General features: G+C 43.8%; 16 protein-coding genes. 7 read left to right on the top strand and 9 right to left on the bottom strand.

From position 1 onward, the window contains the following. Positions 1 to 124 precede the first annotated feature (124 nt). A complete protein-coding gene (locus AC1RM2_RS33615) occupies positions 125 to 2,482 on the top strand; it encodes an ABC transporter permease (RefSeq protein WP_492989497.1) in 2,358 nt (785 codons plus the stop codon). A gap of 181 nt (positions 2,483 to 2,663) precedes the next feature. On the opposite strand, the gene AC1RM2_RS33610 is transcribed toward AC1RM2_RS33615, so the two are convergent. After that, the gene (locus AC1RM2_RS33610) at positions 2,664 to 3,743 is read right to left on the bottom strand and encodes an AI-2E family transporter (protein WP_492989496.1); all 1,080 of its coding nucleotides are present in this window, start codon (positions 3,741 to 3,743) and stop codon (positions 2,664 to 2,666) included. 202 nt (positions 3,744 to 3,945) lie between these two features. Beyond that, positions 3,946 to 5,532: a glycoside hydrolase gene (locus AC1RM2_RS33605; protein WP_492989495.1), complete on the bottom strand. Its 1,587-nt coding sequence runs from the start codon at positions 5,530 to 5,532 to the stop codon at positions 3,946 to 3,948. A 155-nt stretch (positions 5,533 to 5,687) separates the two neighbouring features. Here AC1RM2_RS33605 and AC1RM2_RS33600 point away from each other — a divergent pair, with 155 nt between their 5' ends. The 5 genes from AC1RM2_RS33600 to AC1RM2_RS33580 all read left to right on the top strand — a co-directional run bounded on the left by AC1RM2_RS33600 (position 5,688) and on the right by AC1RM2_RS33580 (position 13,510). After that, entirely contained in the window at positions 5,688 to 6,371 is a 684-nt protein-coding gene (locus tag AC1RM2_RS33600; RefSeq protein ID WP_492989494.1) for a response regulator transcription factor, read from the top strand. 6 nt (positions 6,372 to 6,377) lie between these two features. Continuing rightward, positions 6,378 to 7,742: a sensor histidine kinase gene (locus AC1RM2_RS33595; RefSeq protein WP_492989493.1), complete on the top strand. Its 1,365-nt coding sequence runs from the start codon at positions 6,378 to 6,380 to the stop codon at positions 7,740 to 7,742. Between the two features lie 69 nt (positions 7,743 to 7,811). Next, positions 7,812 to 9,113, top strand: coding sequence for a TolC family protein (locus AC1RM2_RS33590; RefSeq protein ID WP_492989492.1), 1,302 nt, complete (start codon positions 7,812 to 7,814; stop codon positions 9,111 to 9,113). A gap of 15 nt (positions 9,114 to 9,128) precedes the next feature. Next, complete coding sequence (locus tag AC1RM2_RS33585) at positions 9,129 to 10,223, top strand: efflux RND transporter periplasmic adaptor subunit (RefSeq protein WP_492989491.1); 1,095 nt, start codon at positions 9,129 to 9,131, stop codon at positions 10,221 to 10,223. Positions 10,224 to 10,381: 158 nt separating this feature from the next. After that, on the top strand, positions 10,382 to 13,510 hold the full coding sequence (locus AC1RM2_RS33580; protein WP_492989490.1) for an efflux RND transporter permease subunit: 3,129 nt from the start codon (positions 10,382 to 10,384) through the stop codon (positions 13,508 to 13,510). Between the two features lie 272 nt (positions 13,511 to 13,782). Here AC1RM2_RS33580 and AC1RM2_RS33575 read toward each other — a convergent pair whose 3' ends face one another. From AC1RM2_RS33575 to AC1RM2_RS33545, 7 genes are all read right to left on the bottom strand, one after another. Beyond that, positions 13,783 to 14,382, bottom strand: a complete 600-nt coding sequence (locus tag AC1RM2_RS33575) for a GNAT family N-acetyltransferase (RefSeq protein WP_492989489.1) — start codon at positions 14,380 to 14,382, stop codon at positions 13,783 to 13,785. A 135-nt stretch (positions 14,383 to 14,517) separates the two neighbouring features. Then, positions 14,518 to 15,846 carry an RIP metalloprotease RseP gene (gene rseP / locus AC1RM2_RS33570; protein ID WP_492989488.1) on the bottom strand — a complete coding sequence of 443 codons (1,329 nt, stop codon included), beginning with the start codon at positions 15,844 to 15,846 and terminating at the stop codon, positions 14,518 to 14,520. Positions 15,847 to 15,862: 16 nt separating this feature from the next. Beyond that, a complete protein-coding gene (locus tag AC1RM2_RS33565; RefSeq protein ID WP_492989487.1) occupies positions 15,863 to 17,050 on the bottom strand; it encodes a 1-deoxy-D-xylulose-5-phosphate reductoisomerase in 1,188 nt (395 codons plus the stop codon). A gap of 262 nt (positions 17,051 to 17,312) precedes the next feature. Continuing rightward, the gene (locus AC1RM2_RS33560) at positions 17,313 to 18,815 is read right to left on the bottom strand and encodes a GH3 auxin-responsive promoter family protein (RefSeq protein ID WP_492989486.1); all 1,503 of its coding nucleotides are present in this window, start codon (positions 18,813 to 18,815) and stop codon (positions 17,313 to 17,315) included. A 3-nt stretch (positions 18,816 to 18,818) separates the two neighbouring features. After that, on the bottom strand, positions 18,819 to 19,523 hold the full coding sequence (locus AC1RM2_RS33555) for a hypothetical protein (protein ID WP_492989485.1): 705 nt from the start codon (positions 19,521 to 19,523) through the stop codon (positions 18,819 to 18,821). A gap of 6 nt (positions 19,524 to 19,529) precedes the next feature. After that, positions 19,530 to 20,498 carry a glycosyltransferase family 2 protein gene (locus AC1RM2_RS33550; RefSeq protein ID WP_492989484.1) on the bottom strand — a complete coding sequence of 323 codons (969 nt, stop codon included), beginning with the start codon at positions 20,496 to 20,498 and terminating at the stop codon, positions 19,530 to 19,532. Positions 20,499 to 20,652: 154 nt separating this feature from the next. Then, positions 20,653 to 21,603, bottom strand: a complete 951-nt coding sequence (locus tag AC1RM2_RS33545) for a glycosyltransferase family 2 protein (RefSeq protein WP_492989483.1) — start codon at positions 21,601 to 21,603, stop codon at positions 20,653 to 20,655. 299 nt (positions 21,604 to 21,902) lie between these two features. On the opposite strand from AC1RM2_RS33545, the gene AC1RM2_RS33540 reads away from it, so the two are divergent. Next, positions 21,903 to 24,506: a M1 family metallopeptidase gene (locus tag AC1RM2_RS33540; RefSeq protein ID WP_492989482.1), complete on the top strand. Its 2,604-nt coding sequence runs from the start codon at positions 21,903 to 21,905 to the stop codon at positions 24,504 to 24,506. The last annotated feature ends 11 nt before the right edge of the window (positions 24,507 to 24,517 follow it).

Below are 24,517 nucleotides of genomic sequence, written 5' to 3'. Positions count from 1 at the left end.
AACGCACACCCGTTGTAACGTTTCCGTACGGTTAAAATAATTGCATGTTTTGCAAATTACTGATTATTAAAATATTATATATTTGGCACGTGCTTTTTAGGTATAGTGGCATATTCACATCACCATGATAAAAAATCACTTCAAAATAGCCTGGCGTAATCTTATTAACAAAAAAGGGTTTTCGTTTATTAATATCACCGGGCTTGCCGTGGGTATGGCCGGCGCCATCCTGATTTGGGCCTGGGTGCAAAACGAGTATAGTTTTGAAGACTTCCAAAAAAATAAGAATAACCTTTATAAAGTTTGGAACAGGGGAACCGACGGAACAAACGTTTACACGTTTGATGTTACTTCATCGCCCATGGGCAAAACCTTAAAGCAGGAGTTTCCGGAGGTTAAAAATTACGCGCGGCAATATTGGAGTATCGACCGCCTTTTTAATTTTGGCGATAATTCTATAAAAGCCAAAGGAAACGATGTGGATAAGGGTTTTTTAACGATGTTCAGTTTTTCGTTTTTACAAGGCAGCCCCGAACACGCGTTGGATGGTGTTACCGATATTGTGATAACCAAACACCTGGCTAAGAAGATATTTGGCGATGCCGACCCTATGAATAAGCTGATTAAGCTGGAGAATAAAATAAGCTACAAGGTAACCGGTGTTTTAAACGATTTACCAAACAACACCACTTTCGATTTTGAATACCTGGTTTCGCTGGCCGCAAACGAAAATACCTACACCAATGGATCCTGGGGCGATAACAGCTACAATACATATGTACAGCTACAGCCTAATGTTGATATCAACAAGTTTGCTGATAAGATAAAAAATATTGTAAAAGCACATGACCCGAAGGCATCACTCGAGGTGTTTTTACATCCCATGACCAAATGGCGCTTGTATTCAACCTTCGAAAACGGAAAAATTGTTGGCGGGCGCATCGAGATAGTTCACCTGCTGCTTGGTATTGCCGGTATATTACTGCTTATTGCCTGCATCAATTTTATGAACTTAAGTACCGCCCGAAGCCAGAAACGGGCGAGGGAAGTGGGTGTTAGGAAAGTGATTGGCGCGGGCAGGTTAAGCCTCATAGGTCAGTTTTTAAGCGAATCCATATTGATTACTTTTATAGCCGGGCTTGTATCCTTGGTATTGGTGCAGCTGTGTTTACCGGCATTTAACCAGCTAACCGGCAAAGCATTGATTGTTAATTATATCGATCCGGCATTTTTATTAGCTTTCTTTGGCTTCATCATCGTAACAGGTTTGCTTGCGGGCAGCTATCCGGCATTTTTCCTTTCAGGTTTCAGGCCTGTTAAAGTTTTGAAGGGAACTTTTAAGGATACCCAGAAATTCATTAGCCCGCGTAAGGTGCTGGTTGTATTGCAGTTTACGGTGGCTATTGTATTGGTTGTTGCTACCATTGTGGTTTACAGGCAAATTAAGTTTGCCCAAAACCGCGATATTGGTTACAAGGAAAATAACCTGATAGAAGTGCCTATGGAAGGCGACATCAGTAAAAACTACGACCTGATTAAAAACGACCTGATCAATAGCGGTGCTGTTACCGCCATGAGTAAAACAGGTTATACTGTAACCATAGAAGGCAGCCGTACAGATGGTTTTAAATGGGAGGGCAACGATGCCAACCAGGACAAAATGGGGTTTTCGAGACTGGGTACAGCCGGCGATTTTGTGAAAACAATGGGCCTTAAACTCGTAGCAGGCAGGGATGTTGATTTTAATGCTTTCCCCGGCGATAGCGCATCTGTTATGCTAAATGAAACGGCGGTTAAAGCGATGAACCTAAAAAATCCGGTTGGTAAATTTATTACCAGGGGCAATGAGAAATTGCAGATCATTGGCGTGTTTAAGGATTTTATTATCAGATCGCCCTATGCCAATGTAGATCCAATGATTGTTTTTGCATCCAAATATTGGGCATACAATACAGTTATTCGTTTGAATGAAAAAAATAACATGGCTAAAAATCTTGAATTGGCAGGAGAAATCTTTAAAAAATATAACCCGGCCTATCCGTTCACCTATGAATTTGTCGACCATGAGTTTGGCAAGAAATTTAATGATCAGCAGCAAACCGGCTCCCTGTCTTTTGTTTTTGCCGGGCTTACCATTTTCATATCCTGCCTTGGTTTATTCGGACTGGCAGCTTATATGGCCGAAAACCGCGCCAAGGAGATAGGTATTCGCAAGGTGTTAGGCGCAAGTGTAGCCAGCATTACCCAAATGCTAACAAAGGAATTTGTTGCTTTGGTATTGGTAGCTATAATTATAGCTACTCCATTTGCCTACTATGCCATGAATAAATGGTTACAGGATTTTACTTACCGAATAGATATTGGCTGGTTAACATTTGTACTGGCAGGTTTAGTTGCTATTATAATTGCCGTATTAACGGTAAGCTTTCAATCGGTTAAAGCTGCAATAGCCAACCCGGTTAAAAGTATCCAGGCAGAATAATTTAGTTTTATGCCGGAAGTCGTTAGTTTTAAGTCTTTAGTTCGAAGAAGAAAATGAAGCTTAACGCTTTAACGGCAGACTTAGAACTTCAGACTTTAATAAAAATCTTCCAAACCTGAGAAATTTGGATTTAGTTGATTAGTAATATGCGTTCCGGGATGAGATCCGGGACGCACTTTTTTTAGGGCTGACTTCTTTCGGGCACGATAACAATATCCAGATCTGTTATCTTTTTTACATACAGCTCATCAACCAAAATCATCACAATAGCAAGTAAAGGCACGGCCAGTATAATACCTAAAACGCCCGATAATGTACCCATTAATACCTGCGCCAATATGGTTAAAGCGGGTGGTATGTTAATCATCTTGTTTTGAATAATGGGGGTTACAATGTTGCTTACTATAGTTTGTATAACTATGTACATTAATGCTACTATGATAGCCGTGTTTGTGCTGATGGTTAAAGCCAGCAACACACCGGGTATCATGGCTGCCAATGATCCAAAGTTGGGGATTAACTTCAGTAGGCCCGTAAGCAGGGCAAGTACCAAAGCCACAGGGATGCTCATAATGCCCAACCCGATGGATAGTAAAATAAATACCAGCACCATGGATAACATCATTCCTTTCAGCCACCCCTTAAGCGCGAAACTAATCCTGTCAATCACCTGGTGCGCGAGTGGTTTTCGGGTCTCGGGCACCAATTTTATCACGCCATCCTTATACATATTTGGATTACTGGTGAAAAATATGGCCAGGAAAAGGATAATATAAATATTACCCAGCACACCAAAGCTGGTGCTAAAGAATGATTTGGCAGTTGTCATCAAAGCATCCGAGTTGTCGTCTGCCAGGTATTCCAATATCTTCCTGCCGATAGGGGTTTCGTTCATCTTTACTTTGGCGTTGCTGATGGTGTGTGGCAAAGTATCGCTCAATACAGCTACCTGGTTAGATATTTTAGATCCCATAAACCAAAACAAAACCCCAAGCAGCACAAATGTTCCGCCAATAGAAATAACCATGCAAATCCGGCGTCGCCATTGAGTTTTGCGTTGTATCATATCGCCCAGACCATGAAAATAAACTGATATCAATACACCGGCCAGCACCATTAGTAGTACGTTAAACGCCACGCGGGCAATCAATATGGTTACTACCAATAAAGCTACGATGGCTACAGTATGCCATACTTTTTGAATATAGGTGAGCTCCGTTTGGATTATTTTATTGGTGTATTTATCATCAATTGGGGGCATACGGTATTGATTGAAATGGGTTCAGATAAGGTGACAATAAATACACTTAAAAGTTTTAACAATTTGATAATACTGTATTAATTTAGGTTGGGTAATGGATTATATAAGCGCAGGATCTCCGGAAGCGGCGCCTCCTTTTATGTGGAATGCCGAGTTGGAGAGGTAAAGTAATAGCGACATAGGTAGTCGCAAAAGAATTACGCTAATATATTACCAAAGTAGAAATTGAGCGAGCGGGAAGCACGACCTGCGATTTAAAGCTTCCCCTGGAAAATTGCATGTTCTTGTCCTTGTCGCCCGTGGTTAAATAGGTATCCAGTGTTTTGTATGCCCTTTTGTTATTACTTAAGCCAAGTTTTACAGATGTATCCGTGGCGCCGCGGTTAATGGCTACTATTACCAATTTATTGTTTTTATCCTTCCAGGCCGATATCAGTACCTTATTATCTGTATTATCTGTCGAATGTTCGACGCCGGTATATACACGAACCATTCCCGGGCGAACGAATAAGCTGTAATGCCCCAAAGCCCAAAGGTTTTTGGTTACCGTAAATTCGCCATCTTTATAATCGGGTTGTGGCTTTAAGGCGATAAGGTAGTAGCGGGTATTAAATTCGGCGCTGCCTGGCTCGTAGGAGTTCCAGAATTGCCAGGCGGTGGCGTTGCCTGCGGTAAGGTCGGCATGAATAACTTTGGCCAGGAACAGCGCGCAGTCCATCGCGCTTCTGTCGCCTTTTGCACCTTCTTTAAAACCATCTGCCAGCATGCTATACTCAGATTCCCAATAGCTCACGTTATACTTTTTGGCAGTATCGGCCAGGTGGATACGGGTTGCAATCAGTGTGCTGTCGTTACCTTCGGTAAAGTAGCTGTGGCCGGCAATTATCGGCGGTACATGGTTCAGTGCTTTAACAGATAATGAACTGCCGGGGCCGAAGAAATGTTGGATCTGGCTTGAGGAATTGCCCTTGCCCGAATACAGGTAATTGAGCATGCCGGCTTCGCTTATCAATATTTTGGTATCCAGCTTTTCCTTGTTCAGTGTGCCGTTGAGTTCTTTAACTACATGGTAAATTTCGTCGTTTTTCCATGCCGAACCTTCCTGGTCGGCTTGTTTGTAAGGATGCGACCAATCCCACTGCGGCTCATTAACCGGGCTTATGTAGCTGAAATGAAGGCCCTGCTGATCAAAATGACGTATCACTTTGGCCAAAAAATCAACATAGGAGTTGTACGCATCGGCTTTTAAATTACTGGTATAATCCTTTTCTGTTTTGTAACCCAGCCCATTCCGGGTAAATTGTACTGGCGGGCTGTTTGAAAAAGCTATCAGGGTTTCCACCCCATAGTCATGTGCTTTTTTTAAAAAGAATTGATACCCCGCCTGCTTGCTCCAATCATAGCTGCCATTGGGATTTAAAAAGCATTCCGTTCTTTTTCTGAAATCCTTAATGCCGCTACTGTCGCCCTGTTCAGTTGTGCCGGCGCCTATGTTAAAGCGCCATGCTGATAGGCCTATCCCCACGGGGTTGCCTTGCTTATCTTTTTCTTTGCTGAATAATAAACGCGCGATAGCTTCCCTTTTTTCGGCAGGCCAGTATTTGCCTATCCCTTCAGAAAACCAACAGCCCGATGCACCTATATTTTCAATTACCTGCGCGGTATTGTTTAAATCGATGTGTATTGTTATGGTGGTATCGGTAGTTTGGGCAATTACCGGGTAGCTAAAAGTAGTTGTTAATAGCAATGCAATGCTTATCCGTTTTAAAAAGCTTTTGGTTGGTTTCATTTCCACAAATATAAACGCCAACTTACATTATAGCTATTTCATTGCCTCGAAATAATAAAAAAACGTCGATAACTAACAAGTTGCAGTTTTAAACCAGCTGCTTATACATGTCATATTATTCCTTTAATTTGTAACCAATTAATTACCCCTTTAGGATGAACCGTATTTGCCTTGTTGAAGATGAAGAAAAAGTAGCCGCCTTTATTTCAAAAGGATTGCAGGAACATGATTATGAGGTAACACATGCTATTGACGGCTTTACGGCGATTGACCTGTTGGCCGGGCATTCTTTTGATCTTATAATCCTTGATTTGATGCTGCCTGATATTAATGGTATCGACCTTTGTCGCCGCATCCGCAGAGATAATAAACAGCTGCCCATATTAATGCTTACTGCGCTGGATAGAGTAGACGACAAGGTAAACGGCCTGCAGGCAGGTGCTGATGATTACCTGGTAAAACCGTTTCATTTTAACGAGCTTTTGGCGCGGATAAGCGCCCTGCTAAGGCGTTCACGACAGGAAATGCCCCAGGAAAAAGGTTTATTAACCTTTAGCGACCTGAAACTAAACACCTTTACTAAAACTGCCGAGCGCGCAGGTACCGAAATTACCCTGACCACCAAGGAGTACCATTTGCTGGAATTGTTTTTGCGTAACCCCAACAAAACATTATCAAGGGATTATATTGCCGAAAAGGTTTGGGATATCCAGTTTGATACGGGCACCAACTTTATTGATGTATACGTAAATTACCTGCGCAAAAAAATAGAGAAAGGTGCACAACCTAAGCTTATTCATACAGTAATAGGTATGGGGTATATTTTAAAGGAAAAATAAGGCTGTATGAAAATTAAAAACCGGCTTGCCTTGAATTTTACGATCCTCAGCTCGGCCATGCTGCTGGTTATTATGGCGAGCATGTACCTGGCATTTGCCGATTTTTTCAGAACAGATTTCTATGGGCATTTAAAAGACAGGGCAAAAGTTGCCGCGCAGCTATACCTCGAAGCCGACGAAATATCGTCCGACTCCTTAAACCACGTTCGTGAACGCATGCTGGAGCAACTGCCCAACGAGGTGATCAGGGTTTACAATGCCAACAACATAGCCTCGTTTATAAAAGATAAGGCGCAATATTGGAGTTTTAATACTATTGAAGAAGTCCGCTCAAAAAAATACATCAGTTTTAGGGAGGGCGAACGCCAAACAATAGGTATTTACTATCATGATAACCAGGGGAATTTCGTGATCCTGGCCTCCGCGTATGACCAGCAGGCGAAGGTGCGCCTATCAGGTATCATCCGCATTATGATCATTATTTTAATAGTGGTAAACAGCGTTTTGTTTTTTATAGGCAGGTGGTTTGCAAAGCGATCATTGATGCCCATTGATGGCCTTATCAAACAAATGAAGCAAATTAATGCCAGCAGTTTACATGTAAGGGTTGATGAAGGAAAAGGTAAGGACGAAATAAGTGCCCTTGCGCTTAATTTTAACCGCCTGCTTAGTCATCTTCAAAATTCGTTTGAGTTACAGCAAACCTTTGTTGCCAATGCATCGCATGAGTTGCGCACCCCCGTTACAAGTATTATTGGCGAAGTTGAGGTTGCCCTGAACAAACAACGCAGTATTGTAGATTATGAACAACTGCTAAATTCGGTATTAAACGATGCCGGGCGGCTTAGTGATACCATCGGCAGCCTGATGGAACTGGCGCAAACGGATATGGAATATACCCGCGCAAAACTGGAACCCATCCAGATTGATGAACAAATATGGGAGTTGCAGCATCATTGGGCTATGTCGGCCGGGCACCCCCAACTGCAGGTGCAAATTGATCATTTGCCCGACGATCAGCAGGCACTTTTTATTAATGCCAATCCCACGTTGCTTAAAATAGCCTTTAATAATATCATTGGCAATGCGTTCAAATTCTCGCGCAGTCAACCCGTTATCTGCCGTTTAAATGCCGATGATCAATCCATAGTGATTACAATTGTTGATAAGGGCATCGGCATCCCGCCTGACGACCAGGAAAAAATATTTACCCCGTTTTACCGCAGCGCAAACGGGCGCTTATTTGATGGCAATGGGGTAGGGTTGTATGTAGCTTTTAAAATTATCCAGCTGTTTAATGGCACCATCAGTATACAATCGGTAGTTGGGCAGGGCACAACTTTTACCATTAGTTTCGTTCCTTTTTTCTAATCTCTTTCTAATCTCGCTTTAATGCTGGTCTAATTTGGGTGGTATAGTTTTGCGCCAAACAAATAAACTATGCACCGAAAATTTGTTATCGTTCTTTTTTCAATTCAACTATTACTATGGTGTATAGCTGTCGGGGGCCCGGTTTACGGGCAACCCTCCGGCGGCGATACCCTCAGGATGTCATTGAAAGAGACAGAAGCCCAATTCTTAAAAAATAATCTCGACCTCATTATTCAGCATTATAGCGTTGACCAGGCGCAGGCGCAAATAATTACTGCACGCTTGTTCAATAATCCCGATTTTAGTTTTGCCAATGTTTTATACAACCCGCAAACCAAACGCTTTTTTGATACCAGCCATGATGGCGGCGAATATTCGGCCCAGCTATCGCAGCTTATCCAAACCGCGGGCAAGCGTAATAAAAATATCCAGCTGGCGCAGATAAGTGCACAGCAGGCACAGTATCAGCTTTTTGACTTGTTACGAACGCTAAGGTATACGCTCAGGAACGACTTTTATAAGATTTATTTCCAGGAGCAGTCGGCACAGGTTTACCAGGAAGAGATTAATTCGCTGGCGAAAACGCTTAAGGCTTTCCAGGAACAATATACCAAAGGCAATATCGCCCAAAAGGAAGTGCTGCGCATCCAGTCGCAGTTGTACTCGCTGCAATCGGAACTAAATGACCTGATGGACAGCATTGATGATACCCAAAGCGAGTTGAAACTGATGATCCGCGCCAAACCGGCAAGCTTCGTGTTGCCCCAGGTTGATATTAACCTGGAAGGAAAAAATATGGTGTCAGAGGTACTTTACCAGCGCCTTATAGATTCTGCCAATGCCAACCGTTACGATCTTAAAGTTGCCCGTTCGGTTGTTGATTATAATAATATTAACCTGAAGCTGCAAAAGGCGACAGCAATACCCGATGTTACCCTTTCATTGGCCTATGATAAGCAGGGTAGTTATATCCGCGATTATTCAAGTGCGGGCATAGCGTTTTCGCTACCATTTTTTAACCGCAACCAGGGCGGCATAAAGCAGGCGCGTATTGCGGTTGATGCCAGTAAGGTGCAATTGCAAAGCCAGCAGGACCAGCTGGAAAGCGAACTGGCTAATGACTATAAAGGCGCTTTACGCCTCGAAAATCTGTACAATAGCTTCGATCCTAAGTTTAAGCAGGATTTTAACCACCTGATACAGGAAGTGTTTAAAAACTACCAGAAACACAACATCGGCCTGTTGGAGTTTCTTGATTTTTATGATTCATATAAAACCAATACGCTGCAGTTAAATAACCTGCAACTCAATCGCATCAGCTCGTTAGAGCAATTGAATTTTGCTACCGGCACACCATTCTTTAATCAATAAAATAACACACAGATCATGTATCGCCCATATAAAATAGTTGTTTTTAGTATTATTCCGGCCCTCATGTTATCCATATCGGCCTGTTCGCATCACCCGGACGAAGCTGCAAAGGATACCCGTTTCGAAGTAACGGATACCTTGTTGCGCAGCCTGGTTATTGATACCGTGAAGGCCGAAAACGCAGTGTCGGAAATTACGCTGACCGGCAGCATAGCACCGGATGAAAGCAAAATGGTGAAAATTTTCCCGATGGTGAGCGGTATAGCGCAGTCGGTGCATGTGCAGTTGGGCGATGTGGTTAAAAAAGGCCAGGTGCTTACTACCATGAAAAGCGCCGAGATTGCCGGCTTCAGCCGCGATTTGATTTCGGCACAGGCCGATCTGCGGAATGCCAAACGCCAGCTGGAAACCACGCAAGACCTTTATAAAAGCGGCCTGTCATCCGAGAAAGACCTGGAGCAGGCAAAATCAGATTATCAAAAGGCTACTGCCGAAAACAGTAGGGCCGGTTCTATCATGTCTATCAATAAAAGCAACGGCAAGGGTTATGAAATCCAGGCGCCGCTAAGTGGTTACATTATCGAAAAAAATGTGACAGACGACATGCAGGTACGCGCGGATAATAACCAAAACCTGTTTACCATTGCCGATTTGTCGTCGGTATTTGTGCTCATTAACATGTATGAGTCGGACATTGCCAGTGTAAAAGTTGGCGATGCAGTACAAATAACCACGCTGGCTTATCCGGATAAAGTATTCACCGGCAAAATTGATAAGCTTTTTGACGTGCTCGATCCGGATAATAAAGTAATGCGTGCCAGGGTGATGATCAGCAACCCGGATAATATGCTTAAACCGGGCATGTTTACCAATGTAAAAATCCAGGCCAAATCGGGCATGAACCTGCCGGCTATTAAAACAGATGCCATTGTGTTTGATAATAATAAAAATTATGTAGTTGTTGTAGATGGGCCAGCCAAAGTACATATCCAGCCTGTTGAAATAGCCAAACGGGTAGAAGATGTGGCCTACATCAGCAAAGGGTTAAAGCCGGGGCAGCGTGTGGTTGCTTCAAGGCAGGTTTACCTGTACGAATCGTTAAAGGAGTAAAGAACCTCACCCTGCCCTCTCCAAAGGAGAAGGTTCTGATTGGCATGGGGCAACCTTAACCAACATTCTAATAATAGAGTCTGGAAAATAAAAAAACACGCAAATCAAAAGTCCTCTCTTTTAGGAGAGGATTTAGGTGAGGCTTTTAAAACGAACAGATGAACAAGTTCATAAAAGGAGTGCTGTCTTTTGCACTTAAAAATAAGATTTTTATATTTTTTGTTACCCTGCTTATGGCGGTGGCCGGCTATATCAGCTTTAAAACCATCGCTATAGATGCCTTTCCGGATGTAACCAATACATCGGTAACTATTATAACCCAGTGGCCCGGCCGCAGCGCCGAGGAAGTGGAGAAGTTTGTAACCCGCCCCATAGAACTGGCCATGAACCCGGCCGAGAAAAAGACCAGTGTGCGCTCGTCGTCGTTGTTTGGCCTGTCGGTAGTAAAAATTACATTTGATGATGATGTAGACTATGCGTTTGCCCGTTTACAGATCAACAACCACCTTGACGAGGCCAATTTGCCAGATGGCATTACCCCCGAAATTGAGCCCCCTTACGGACCGACAGGCGAAATTTACCGTTACACCTTAACCAGTAATAAACGGTCGGTACGCGAATTGAAAACCATACAGGATTGGGTGGTAAGCCGCGAGATAAGGGCTGTGCCGGGCGTAGCCGATGTAAACAGCTTTGGCGGCGAGGTAAAAACCTACCAGATAACCATAAACCCCGAAAAGGCGGTTCAGTACGATATTACCCCCTTGCAGTTATTTGACGCTGTCTCCAAAAGCAACGTAAACGTAGGCGGCGATGTGATACAGCAAAGCGGGCAGGCCTACGTGGTGCGCGGCATAGGGTTGCTCAACAACATTAGCGAGATAAAGAACATCGTGGTTAATAACGTAAAAGGCACGCCTATTTACGTAAAGACAATTGCCGAAGTAACCGAATCGTCATTGCCCAGGCTGGGCCAGGTGGGCCGCGATGTTGACCCGGATGTTGTAGAAGGTATAGTGGTGATGCGCAAAGGCGAGAACCCCAGTGTTGTTATTGCCGGCCTTAAAGATAAGATCAAAGAACTGAACGGTACGATACTGCCTGAGGATGTTAAGATCAATACCTTTTACGACCGCGAAAACCTGGTTGATTTTGCAACACATACCGTGTTGCACAACATGGCCGAGGGGATCATATTTGTAACAGTGATTGTATTACTGTTTATGGCCGATTGGCGCACCACGGTTATTGTTGCTATTATTATCCCGTTGGCTTTGCTGTTTGCATTCATGTGCCTGAAGTTAAAAGGTATGTCGGCCAATTTGCTCTCGATGGGCGCTATCGACTTTGGTATCATCATAGATGGGGCCGTGGTAATGGTAGAGGGGATTTTTGTACTGCTTGACCATAAGGCCAAGGAAATGGGGATGGAGAATTTTAACAAACTCAGCAAGCTTGGGTTAATCCGCCAGGCCAGTTTGGTAAACGGTAAGGGCATCTTTTTTGCCAAAGCCATTATCATTACCGGTTTGTTACCCATCTTCAGCTTTCAAAAGGTAGAGGGAAAAATGTTTTCGCCCCTGGCCTGGACGTTGAGCTTCGCGCTTTTGGGTGCCTTGTTGTTAACTTTTACATTGGTGCCTGCACTGTGCAGCATCCTGTTACGTAAAAATGTAAAGGAACGTCATAACATATTTGTTGAGTTTATCACCAAAAATGCACTTCGCTTTTATACCCGGTGTTTTAAACGCCGCAAAATAGTTTTCCCGATAGCAGTTACTGCATTGGTTATTAGTTTAGGCTGTTTTACATTATTAGGTACCGAGTTTTTACCGGAATTAAACGAAGGATCGATATATGTGCGGGCAACGGGCCCGTTAAGTACCTCGCTGGAAGAATCGGTTAAGCTATCCAACGAGATGCGCCGGATTTTCCTGAGTTTTGACGAGGTTAAGCAGGTGATATCGCAAACCGGCAGGCCAAATGATGGTACCGATGCTACCGGCTTTTACAACATTGAGTTTCATGTTGATATTTATCCGCAGGATGAATGGAAACGTAAAGAAACCAAAGAAGAGCTCATTGCCCGGATGCAGGATAAGCTGAAGTTTTATCCCGGTGTCGACCTCAACTTCTCGCAACCTATATCAGATAACGTGGAAGAAGCGGTATCGGGGGTAAAGGGTTCTATCGTGGTAAAAATGTTTGGCGATAATTATCCTTATATCGAGAGCAGGGAAGAGCAGATTTACAAGATTCTGAAAGGTGTACGCGGTATCGAAGATTTGGGCATCTTACGCAACATGGGCCAGCCCGAGTTACAGATAAACCTTAACCAGGATAAAATGGCCCAATACGGTGTTACAGCTGCCGACGCTAACGCGGTAATAGAAACCGCAATTGGCGGGCGCGCTGCAACCCAGATTTACGAAGGTGAAAAGAAATTCGACCTCCGCATCCGTTACCCGGAGGATTTCAGGAACAATGCAACCGCCATAGGCGATTTGCGTGTACCTACTTTAAATGGCGGTAAAGTTCCGCTAAGGGAGATAGCCGATATTGGTAAAATAACGGGCATCAGTATGATATACCGCGATAAAAACAGTCGGTACGGCGCTATCAAGTTCTCTATCCGCGGCAGGGATATGGGCAGCACCATTGCCGAAGCACAGGCTAAGGTAAATGAGCAAATTAAGCTGCCTAAAGATTATCGCCTGGAATGGGCCGGTGATTTTGAAAACCAGCAACGTGCTACGCAAAGGTTATCGCAGGCGGTGCCGGTAAGCTTGCTTATTATCTTCTTTATCCTGTTTATCCTTTTCGGCAACTTCAGGGATTCGCTGCTGGTATTAAACAACGTGCCCTTTGCTATTATGGGTGGCATCCTGGCTTTGTTGATTACCGGGGTTAACTTTAATATATCGGCAGGGATAGGGTTTATAGCATTGTTTGGTATCTGCGTGCAGAATGGCGTCATCCTGATCTCGAAATTTAAATCGAACATTAAGGAGCTGCGCCATCATCAATTTACCGATTTTACCGAGGCTTTGAAAAACGGCGTTGCCGATAGGATGCGCCCGGTTATCATGACGGCCATGATGGCTGCCATTGGTTTGCTGCCGGCTGCATTGTCCGCAGGCATCGGTTCCGAGGCTTCAAAACCATTGGCGATAGTGGTAATTGGCGGCTTAATTACCAATACCATTTTTAACCTGTTTGTATTCCCCATCGTGTTTTACTGGACTTACCGTAAACGCGTAGAAAGCGGAGACACCGGAAGATTATAACAAGGAACTTTCCCCAATTTCTCTATATAACCGAGCTCCCGTTGTAATGACGGGGGCTTTTTTAACAGGGTAAACACGTCTAAAGTGGGTTAACATAACTTAACACATTTCAGATATATTTTTTGTAAATATTTGATATACAATATATTGTATATAATTATGGTTAATACTAAACTGATCGCGCAATTTTGGCGCATCCAATATTTGTGCCTTTTGTTGGCCAATTCAGGTACCGAAGGGGCCTGGCTCTTTTAATCAGTTTGCCCTGCTTTTTAACCACGAGGTTCCCGCAGCATTACCCAATAAGTGGCATTGGTAACCGGCTCTAAAAAGGATGCGCTTTCTTTATATCCCAGCCTGTTATAAAATGATATGTTCCTGGGCGTAAAAGTTTCCAGGTAGGTGGGCAAACCCAATTTGTCGGTTTCTGCCAATACATCAGTGATTAGGCCGGCACCTAAACCTTTACCCTGGAATTCCGGTTTGATGCCAACGATGGAAAGGTACCATGATTCTGGTGCAATTAAACCCTCCAATTGCGCCGACATAAAATCTACCATCTGCACGTAGGCATCAAGCACGCCATCACCTAAACTGGTTTTCAGGAATGTCTTCTTTTCGCGGCCTTTTTCTGATTCCGTCTCTGCTGCTAATGGCTTGCTCCATACAGACGCGCCATACCTGTGTTGGCCGGGAATAAACAGCAGGCCGTATTTTTCGGCCTCGTACATCGAATAATCGAGATAGCTTATTAAAGCCTCCCGTTTCTGCTTATCGCCGGGGATTGATTGTAATAACCTGATATAAAATGGATCGGGCTGTAATGCCTGGTATAAGGCCTCAGAAAATTCCTGGTATTTAAGCGTGTACATGGCCGGTAAATATCGGAAATTATGCGGCGTGCTAACAGATAAAAATTGATTTATGGTTGAATAGCCCCCCGGTGTCCACAAATCAAAAACAGCCCGAAGATTTTGTCCCCGGGCTGTTCTTTTATGGCTTTCAGCCTACTTCTTCATTACCTTATTTACAATATCATTTCCAAAAACAAATACCATCAGCGTAACCAGTATTACAAAACCAACAATTTGAGCGCGCTCCAGGAACTTATCGCTCAGTGGCTTACCTTTTATCATTTCCACTATCAGGAACACAGCATGCCCACCGTCAAGTGCCGGGATAGGCAACAGGTTCATCAGCGCCAATACCATTGATAAAAAGCCAACCAGGCTCCAAAAGTGCACCCAGTCAATAGTACCGCCAAACAGGTTTGCTATAGCAACTGGCCCGCTTACCGCTTTGTTAAACTTAACATCGCCTTTAAATATTTTACCCAGTCCTTTGGCGTTGTCAGTAAATGTACTGATAGCTCTTGCCGCACCGATAGGGAAAGATTGAAAGAAACCGTATTTTATGGTTTTTACTTCCGGGAAATCGCTTTTGGGCCTTGCAAAACCAATAGTGCCATCGGCAGTTACCTGGGCTTTTATTGGCAAAATTGCGCTATTGCGTTTTACGCTCAGGTCAACCATCTTGCCTTTGTTTGCCGCAAGCTGGCTTTGGATCTCGTCAAAAAATACCACAGGCTGGCCGTTTACTGCCACCACGCTATCGCCTTTTTTTAGGCCTGCTTTTTTAGCATTGCCGTAAACCGAATCGACAGAAAACTTGGTACGTGGTACGCGGCTTATAAATTCTTCGATACCATGATCGGCCAAATCATTTAATATGGTATGTGGCACTGTAATGCTTAATGTTTGGGCACCGCGCACAACGGTAAATACCGTGTTTTCGAGCAATACTTTTGGGCTTGTTAAATCGTCAAAACGTACAATTTCTTTACCATTAACAGCGGTAATTTTATCGCCCGGCAATAAGCCTATCTTTTTTCCAACTACGCCGGGTACAATCCCAAATTTGGCGCTGGCATTAGGGATATAGCTTTCGCCAAAACGGATGGTCAGGATCCAAAATATAACGATACCTAAAACAATGTTAACCGTAACACCGCCCAGCATTACAATTAAACGCTGCCAGGCTGGTTTTGAGCGGAACTCCCAGGGTTGCGGCGGACCGGCCATCTGGTCGGTATCCATCGATTCATCTATCATACCGGCAATTTTAACATAGCCGCCTAAAGGCAGCCAGCCAATGCCATATTCAACACCTTTATATGTAAACTTAAACAGGCTGATATTCCACGCGTCAAAAAACAGGTAAAATTTATCTACTTTAATTCCGAAAGCCCGGGCCGTTAAAAAGTGCCCCAGTTCGTGCAGGATGATTAAAATTGAAAGGCCCAGTACAAGCTGGCCTACCATGATCACTATACTCATTCGTTATATTTATCTATTAATAGTTTATTGCCTTTAACGGCAGTTTTTGTATAAAATTTTGCGCAAAGATGCGTGTTTCTTTGTCGGTATTCAAATAATCGGTTATGGTTGGTTGCGATACGTAGGCGATTTGCTGCATACACTCTTCAATCAAATCGCTCATGGCCAGGAAACCGATGCTGTTGTTTAAAAAACCCGCAACGGCAATCTCGTTGGCTGCATTAATAATACAAGGCATGTTACCTCCCTGTTTTAACGCAGCATAAGCTAAACCAAGATTACGAAAAGTTTCCAGGTCTGGTTTTTCGAAAGTCAGGTTAGGGTAGGCGGTAAAATCAAAGCGCTTAAAATCGTTTTGAACGCGGTTAGGGTAGGTAAGGGCGTACTGGATAGGTAGTTTCATATCAGGCAAACCCATTTGGGCTTTGATTGATCCGTCCCTGAATTGCACCATCGAGTGGATGATGGATTGCGGGTGAACCACCACGTCAATTTGATCTGCATCTACATCAAAGAGCCATTTTGCCTCAATCACCTCCAGGCCCTTATTCATGAGCGATGCCGAATCGATGGTGATTTTGGCGCCCATTACCCAGTTGGGGTGTTTTAACGCGTCTTCGCGGCTTACACCGGTCAAGAAATCAAGGCTGCGGCCACGGAAAGGCCCGCCCGATGCGGTGATGATCAGTTTTTCTACCGGGTTATTTTCCTCGCCTGTAAGGCATTGGAATATGGCTGAGTGTTCAGAATCTACCGGCAGGATATTAACCCCATGCTGTTTGGCTAAGGTGGTTACAATTTCACCGGCTACAACTAAAGTTTCTTTATTAGCCAGGGCGATATCTTTACCCGCTTTTATAGCCGCAATCGTCGGCTCCAAACCTGCAAAGCCAACCATTGCTGTGAGTACAACATCAATATCAGGATGAGTAACGGTATCAATAATAGCCTGGTGGCCTGCAAGTACCTCGATAGGCAGATGCGCCAGGGCCTCCTTAACCTGCAGGTATTTGCCGGCATCGCATATAATGGCATACGCCGGCACAAACTCGATAGCCTGGCTAATTAATAGCCCGGCGTTGGAGTGCGCTGTAAGTAAAAAAGCCCTGAACAGGTTACTGTTACCCTTTATCACCTCAAGTGTTTGGGTACCTATGCTGCCTGTTGAGCCTAAAATGGCAATGTTTTTTATCTGGTTACTCAATTACGTTTTTATATTTAAAATCGTCATTGCTTCATTTCTTATAATGACGTATTTGTAAGTTATTGACTATCAATATTAAATATCCGTCATTGCGAGGTACGAAGCAATCCCCGACATGCTAAGTCCCAAATAGTTCGGGATTGCTTCGTACCTCGCAATGACGTTAGTTCAGAACACTCGTTTAACTATATTCGTTGCACATCATAACGATTTTTCTTCAGGTTTTGCCTGATTGATCCTCGCAATGACGGCCGGTACTTTTTTATTTGCTAATATACGCTTTTAAGCCATCTGCTATCTTCCTGTCGTTTGATAGCCTTGGCACTTTATTTTGTCCTCCCAGTTTTCCTTCCGATCGCATGTAATTTATAAACGCGTTTTTTTGTAGGCCTTGGATGATCAAAGGTTGCAAAATGTTACCTTCAATCAGGTCAAAATAGTAAATATTTTTCTTTTGCAGGGCTTTATCCACTTTTATGGCAAAAGCCTGAAGGTCGGCCGGCGGTGTTCCAAACTCAACAAACCATTCGTGGTAGGGGAGCTGCCCGGCCGGCGGGTTAACCTGCGGGGCTACGGTAAATTCAATTACATCAACACCCTCGGCCTTTGCTACGCTCATTAAAGCATGTTCCACTTCTTCGCCAATAACATGTTCGCCAAAGGCTGATATATAGTGTTTAATACGGCCGGTTACAATGATCTTATACGGGTTTTTAGATATGAATTTAATGGTATCCCCTAAGCTATAACCCCACAAGCCGGCGCTGGTGTTCATGATGAGCGCGTAGTTTTTCTCCAGTTCCACATCTTTGATATTGATACGGGTTGGATGCTCGTTAAAATATTCTTCGGATGGGATGAATTCATAAAACACTCCTGAGTCAACCAATAGCAATAGCCCGTTCTCCTTTTGCGAATCCTGGAAAGCGATAAAGCCCTCTGATGCGGGATAAGTTTCAATAGAATCAATTTTGAAACCAATACTTTCTTCCATCCGGGCGCGGTAAGGTTCGTAGTTTACGCCCCCATGCACGTACAATTTGAAGTTGGGGAAAATATCTTTCACCTTTTTGCCGCCGGCCTTTGCCGAAAGCCTGTCGAAATACATCTGGCACCAGGGTGGGATGCCGCTGATGAGGCGCATATCCTCATTAAAAGTTTCGTCAACTATGGCGTCAACCTTTTGCTCCCAATCTTCAATGCAATTGGTTTCGTAGCTTGGCAGCCTGTTTTTTTGAAGGTAAGCGGGCACATGGTGTGCCACTATGCCCGAAAGCCTCCCGGTTGATACGCCATTCTTTTCGGCTAAAACCGGGCTTCCCTGCAGGAATATCATTTTACCATCAACAAAATCGGCGTTGCCGGTTTCATGAATATAGGCAAGCAAGGCATTGCGGGCAGCTTTAATATGCTGGGGCATGCTTTCTTTTGATATCGGGATATATTTTACACCCGATGTAGTGCCCGATGTTTTGGCCAGGTACTTTGGCTTGCCCGGCCATAACACATTATCTTCGCCTTTTACAACCCGGTCTATATAGGGGCGCAGGTCTTCATAATCGTGGATAGGTACATTTCGTTTAAAATCTTCGTAGCTATTGATTTGTGAAAAATTATGCGCTTTACCAAAGGCGGTATCCTTAGCCTGGTGGATAAGACTACTAAATGTATTTTGTTGCAGTGCAAGGGCGTTTTTACGCAGCTGATTAAGCTCCCTGTTTACCAGGGCTGCAAAAACTTTGCTTAATACAGATTTAAGGCCCATTGGTTAATTGGTTTCGGACAGGTCATCGTCTACATCCAGGTGGCTGTAAACCAATTTACGGTAGGTTGCTATCAGAATGATATTCACAAAAGGGATCACAAATAAAATACCGAGAATGGTTAAGGATCCAACGAATATTAAAGCCTCTATGATGATAAATATTAAAAAGTATTTTAAGAAATTCCCTCGTATCAGGTGAAAGCTTTGCACCACTGATTCAATAGGGCCCGAAGCGTCATCAACTATAAAGCAAGTACAGATCGGGAAATAGAAAAGGAAAAAAAATTGGACAAAAATACCAATGGCTACGCCAAATACATCCTTGGTATAACCTTTGGCAACGCTTTCTATTAAATGGGTAACAAGTACGGCCAGCGTACTAACCAATACTAATAAAGCCAGGTAGCTTGCCAACATTTTAATTGTAGGCACAACTTCGCTAAAATCAAAATCATAGTATTCTTTATCAATCAGTCTGAAAACTAATTTATTGAAGGCCAGAAAAATAAAGCTTATTTCGGTAAGCAAAATGAAAAAGCCTCCCAGTCCGAATACGGCGCCATCGTCAAAAAAATAATATACGGCAAAACCTGATATAATAACGACCAGGAACCCGACAACAGAGAATACAGAAATTGTGGCGAAATTTCGTTTGAAAATATTCCATGCAGTTCTAAATGTTTCTGCAACAGAAAAGGCGTGGTACATAGGTTATTATGATCTGTTAAAAATTACCCGCTTCCAAAAATCCTGCATAAATCCTATCCCGTAGGCTGTTAGTTGAGTGAAGGCAGCTATAATGCTCAAAAATGCGATTTTTGCTGATTTATTTTTCCACCAAGCATGAAAAAATATTAACAAAATGAGAAACAACACCATATAATTCCCCAGTTTGGCAATCTGCCAGCTCAATAGGTTGAAAATGAGCGTAAAAAGCAGGAACAGTGTGAACGCCGCCGGGAAAAAGTGCACCGCCTTTAATTCCCCCGGGAAAAACTTATAAATGTTAATGCGTGCCCTGCCAAAAAAGTGCAGCTGCTTAAAAAACTGTACAAAATTGGTACGACGTTTATGAAAAACGATAGCGTCGGGTATCAGCCCGATTTTAAAACCCATGGAATGGATGCGGATGCTGTATTCAATATCCTCGCCCAGGCGGGTGATAATAAAGCCGCCTGCTTTTTCCCATACCTGCCTTGATACACCCATGTTAAAACTGCGTGGATGAAACTGCCCAATCCCTTTTTTATTACCGCGGATGCCGCCGGTTGTAAAAGGGGAGGTCATGCTATAGCTGATGGCCTTTTGCGTAGGCGTAAATGAAGCGTGTGCTCCGTCGGGGCCGCCGTAGGCATCAAGGTAATTTGCGGTTAACGAATTATTCACAATCTGCAGGTAATCTGCAGGGATCAAACAATCCGAATCGAATATGATAAAGTAGTCGCCCCTGGCGCGCTCAAATCCAAAATTGCGTGTAAAACCCTGCCCTTCGTTTGCTTTTTTAAAATAGCGGACATCCAACTGTCCAACAAAGCTGCTTACGATAGCTTCGGCGTCATTAACCGATCCATCTTCAATCACCAAAACCTCAAAATTCCGGTACGTTTGCAGCACCAGGGTCTCCAGTAATTCTTTGATCTCCTGCGGGCGGTTGTATAAAGGAATGATGATGGAAAAAAACATAGTTTTCAGATGTGAGATATGAGATATGAGATATGAGACAAAGATTGTTTAATCGATAGCTCAAATTTCATATCCCATATCCGGTTTTGTATGTAGTGATATCAGATAGCGACCGGCTTAGTCTCAAATCTCATATCTCACGTCTCATATCTATTTAAATTACTTCCTCTACCTGGTAATGGTTACGTTCGCTTGAGCTACGCGAAACCAACTCGGCAACAAAGCCGGTTAAAAATAGCTGCGAGCCTAAAATGATGGCCACAATGGCTATATAAAACCAGGGGTTATCTGTCGGCTGCCTTTCTTTAATATGATGCGAGAGGTTATAAAGCTTGTCGGCCATTATCCATATCGCTATTACCAATCCTGTAAAAAAGCTTAATGTGCCCATTGTGCCAAAAAAGTGCATGGGGCGCTTGCCAAACTTGCCTACAAAAAATATCGAGAGCAAATCAAGAAAGCCATTTACAAAGCGGCTCATACCAAATTTGGTTTTTCCGTATTTGCGGGCGCGGTGCTCAACTACCTGCTCGCCAATTTTGGTGAAACCAGCCCATTTGGCCAGCACGGGTATGTAGCGGTGCATTTCGCCATAAACCTCTATATTTTTCACCACAGCGCCGCGGTATGCTTTAAGGCCGCAATTAAAATCGTGCAGGTTATCTATACCGCTCATTTTACGGGTGGCATAATTAAATAGCTTGGTAGGTATGGTTTTACTCAACGGATCATACCGTTTGGCTTTCCAGCCCGATATCAGGTCGAATTTTTCTTCGGTTATGCGGCGGTAAAGTTTGGGGATTTCATCCGGGCTATCCTGTAAGTCGGCATCCATGGTTATTACCACATCGCCCCTGGTAGCGGCAAAGCCGGTATTAAGCGCTGCCGATTTGCCATAGTTACGCCTGAATTTGATACCTTTAATGAAAGGATTATCGAAGCTTAGCTTCCTGATCACCTCCCATGAACCGTCCTTGCTGCCATCATCAACCAATATGATCTCATAAGTAAAACGATTTTCGGCCATTACGCGGCTTATCCATGAGGTAAGCTCGGGCAATGATTCTATTTCGTCATAAAGCGGTACTACAACTGATATATCCATTTATAAGGAATGTGATGCCTGGCTATAAAAGTTCTGCCCGCAATCATCCGCAAAAATATAAAAAATAGGGAATGGTTGGTATAATGATTTTGGCCTCACCTAAATCTCCCCGGGTAATAAGCCCCACCTAAATCCTCCCCGGTAGGGAGGACTTAAAAAAGCAGTTAAAGTTTCCCCTACCGGGGGAGATTTAGAGGAGGCTAATTTAGGTGAGGCTGTGCAATATGTAAAGCCTCTATTACGTTAAAAGCACTTGGAAATATTTGCATAACTTGCCTGTCATTATAAATAAAGCCTTCATGAAATTTTGTAAAGCAATTCTTTTTGTTTTTCTGTGTGTTTTTTCCACATTAAGCTACGCTCAAACCGACGATCAACAGGGCGCAAAATACGATCAGCATAAAGTTTTCAATCCATTATTTTACCCCGAAAAAGGCAACGAATACAGGAATGCCGGTGGCGCTCCCGGCTCAAAATACTGGCAAAACCGGGCCGATTACAAGCTTGACGTTACTTTGGATACCGCCAAACACCGGATTGACGGCACTGCGTTAATTACTTATACCAACAACAGCCCCGATGCTTTAACATTTTTATGGCTACAGGACGATCAGAATATTTATCGCGAGGATTCGCGCTCCGAAGCTGCCAGCTCGGTTACAGGGGGGCGTTTTACCAACCGCAGCTATACCAAAGGCGATGAAATAAAAGCTATTTACATCATTAAAAACGGTAAGACTACCAAAGCCGATTACCTGGTTACCGATACCCGCCTGCAAATAAAGCTTAAAGATTCGTTAAAGGCTGCGGGTGGCAAACTACAGATTAAAGTTGAGTATGGCTTCGAGATACCTAAGTACGGTACCGACCGTATGGGCCGCCTGGAAACTAAAAATGGCTGGATATACGAAATAGCCCAATGGTACCCCCGCATGGAGGTTTATGACGATGTAACCGGGTGGAATGTGTTGCCCTATCTTGGCGCCGGCGAGTTTTACCTGGAGTATGGTAACTTTGATTATACCATTACAGCACCTTCAAATTTGGTAGTAACCGGCTCTGGCGAGCTGCTTAACCCAGCCGAGGTTTACACGCCAACTACCATGAGCCGCCTGGCCGCAGCCCGGGTAAGTGATAAAACAGTGATGATAAAGGATGAGGCTGAAGTTTTGAGCGGTAACGATCACCCTAAAAAAACAATGCTTACCTGGCACTTTGCCTGTAAAAATGCCCGTGATGTAGCCTGGTCGGCGTCAAAAGCATTTGTATGGGATGCAGCGCGGATTAATTTGCCCAGCGGTAAAAAAGCTTTGGCACAATCGGTTTACCCGGCCGAGGTAAAAGGTAACGAAGCCTGGGGTCGGTCGACAGAGTATGTAAAGGCTGCCATTGAACTTTATTCGGATAAATGGTTTGAGTATACATACCCCGTAGCAACCAATGTGGCCGGTACGGTGGGAGGGATGGAGTATCCCGGGATTGTTTTTTGCGGATGGGAAAGTAAAGCCGGCGGCCTTTGGGAAGTTACAAACCATGAGTTTGGCCATAACTGGTTCCCGATGATAGTAGGCTCAAACGAGCGTAAGTATGCGTGGATGGATGAAGGTTTTAATACCTTTTTAAACAACGTAGATACCCGCGTATTTAATATGGGCGAATATTATGAGCCGATAGATGAACAAAAAGCCGCATCGGGTTTGTTTAGTGCCGATGCAGAACCAATCATGACCATTCCGGATGTAATACAGGAAAGCTTTTTGGGCAACGCGGCCTATGATAAGCCGGCCCTTGGTCTTGCCATTTTACGCGAGCAGATTTTGGGCGAACAGCGTTTTGATTACGCGTTTCGCACCTATATTAAACGCTGGGCATTTAAACATCCAACGCCCTGGGATTTTTTCCACACCATGGATAACGCCGCCGGCGAAGACCTGAGCTGGTTTTGGAACGAATGGTTTTTTACCACCTGGAAGCTTGACCAAAGCATAAGCGGTATTGCCTACCAGGACGGCGACCCGGCCAAGGGCGCGCTGATTACCATAGAGAACCTGGAAGAGATGGCCCTGCCGGTAACCATCAGCATTAAAGAAGAAAATGGCAAAACAGGCATTGTAAAACTGCCTGCCGAAATATGGCAACGCGGTGGTACCTGGACTTTTCCTTATAAATCCATATCCAAAATAGCCCTGGCCGTTATCGACCCTGACCACAAATTGCCGGATGTAAACGCCGAAAATAACTCGTTCAGCGGCTTGCCGGTGCCAACTGGTGTAACTGCCGGCAGTGTAATTAAAACCTATCTTGATGCTATTGGCGGGGTTGATAAGCTGAAAAACATCAAAGACCTGCAGGTTTCGGCAGCGGCCAGCGTGCAGGGCTCCGAGGTGCAGATGGTTTCGAGGTACCGCATGCCCGGAATGTATTTTCAGCAAATTACTGTGCCATCATATAACAACCTGGTATTAAGCCATATTTTGGTTAATAATGATAATATAAGTATACAGCAGGTAAACCATGAAATGCCTTTAGATGACGTGGCCAAAAGAGTGCTTAAAGAAAAAAGCAAAGCTTTCCCCGAGCTTGATTACGAAAAACTGGGAAACGCGGTGTCACTTGATTCAACAATGAAAGTGGTAAACGGCGATATGGCTTATGAAGTTGATGTTCGTGTTGTGGATGGTGCTGTAATTAAAAACTATTACAGCCAAAAAACGGGCCTTAAAATAAAACAGTTGATTGATGGTACCGCAAGTTCGGTAACCGAGTTTGGAAATTACGAGGGAATAAATGGTGGCGTTAAAATTCCGTTTTTAATTAAAACCGTTATTCTTGGCCACCCGGCCGATTTTAAGGTTAAAGAGACAGCTGTAAACAGCAATATGCCGGCGGTATCGTTTCAATAGTTTTTAATCAA

The organism is Mucilaginibacter sp. GW822-FHT03E02 (genome assembly GCF_058801545.1).
This window is presented reverse-complemented; position numbering and strand designations above follow the sequence as displayed.

Coding starts and splice junctions, on each gene's coding strand:
- AC1RM2_RS33615 (WP_492989497.1), top strand. CDS start 125: ATGATAAAAAATCACTTCAAAATAGCCTGGCGTAATCTTATTAACAAA.
- AC1RM2_RS33610 (WP_492989496.1), bottom strand. CDS start 3,743: ATGCCCCCAATTGATGATAAATACACCAATAAAATAATCCAAACGGAG.
- AC1RM2_RS33605 (WP_492989495.1), bottom strand. CDS start 5,532: ATGAAACCAACCAAAAGCTTTTTAAAACGGATAAGCATTGCATTGCTA.
- AC1RM2_RS33600 (WP_492989494.1), top strand. CDS start 5,688: ATGAACCGTATTTGCCTTGTTGAAGATGAAGAAAAAGTAGCCGCCTTT.
- AC1RM2_RS33595 (WP_492989493.1), top strand. CDS start 6,378: ATGAAAATTAAAAACCGGCTTGCCTTGAATTTTACGATCCTCAGCTCG.
- AC1RM2_RS33590 (WP_492989492.1), top strand. CDS start 7,812: ATGCACCGAAAATTTGTTATCGTTCTTTTTTCAATTCAACTATTACTA.
- AC1RM2_RS33585 (WP_492989491.1), top strand. CDS start 9,129: ATGTATCGCCCATATAAAATAGTTGTTTTTAGTATTATTCCGGCCCTC.
- AC1RM2_RS33580 (WP_492989490.1), top strand. CDS start 10,382: ATGAACAAGTTCATAAAAGGAGTGCTGTCTTTTGCACTTAAAAATAAG.
- AC1RM2_RS33575 (WP_492989489.1), bottom strand. CDS start 14,382: ATGTACACGCTTAAATACCAGGAATTTTCTGAGGCCTTATACCAGGCA.
- rseP (WP_492989488.1), bottom strand. CDS start 15,846: ATGAGTATAGTGATCATGGTAGGCCAGCTTGTACTGGGCCTTTCAATT.
- AC1RM2_RS33560 (WP_492989486.1), bottom strand. CDS start 18,815: ATGGGCCTTAAATCTGTATTAAGCAAAGTTTTTGCAGCCCTGGTAAAC.
- AC1RM2_RS33555 (WP_492989485.1), bottom strand. CDS start 19,523: ATGTACCACGCCTTTTCTGTTGCAGAAACATTTAGAACTGCATGGAAT.
- AC1RM2_RS33550 (WP_492989484.1), bottom strand. CDS start 20,498: ATGTTTTTTTCCATCATCATTCCTTTATACAACCGCCCGCAGGAGATC.
- AC1RM2_RS33545 (WP_492989483.1), bottom strand. CDS start 21,603: ATGGATATATCAGTTGTAGTACCGCTTTATGACGAAATAGAATCATTG.
- AC1RM2_RS33540 (WP_492989482.1), top strand. CDS start 21,903: ATGAAATTTTGTAAAGCAATTCTTTTTGTTTTTCTGTGTGTTTTTTCC.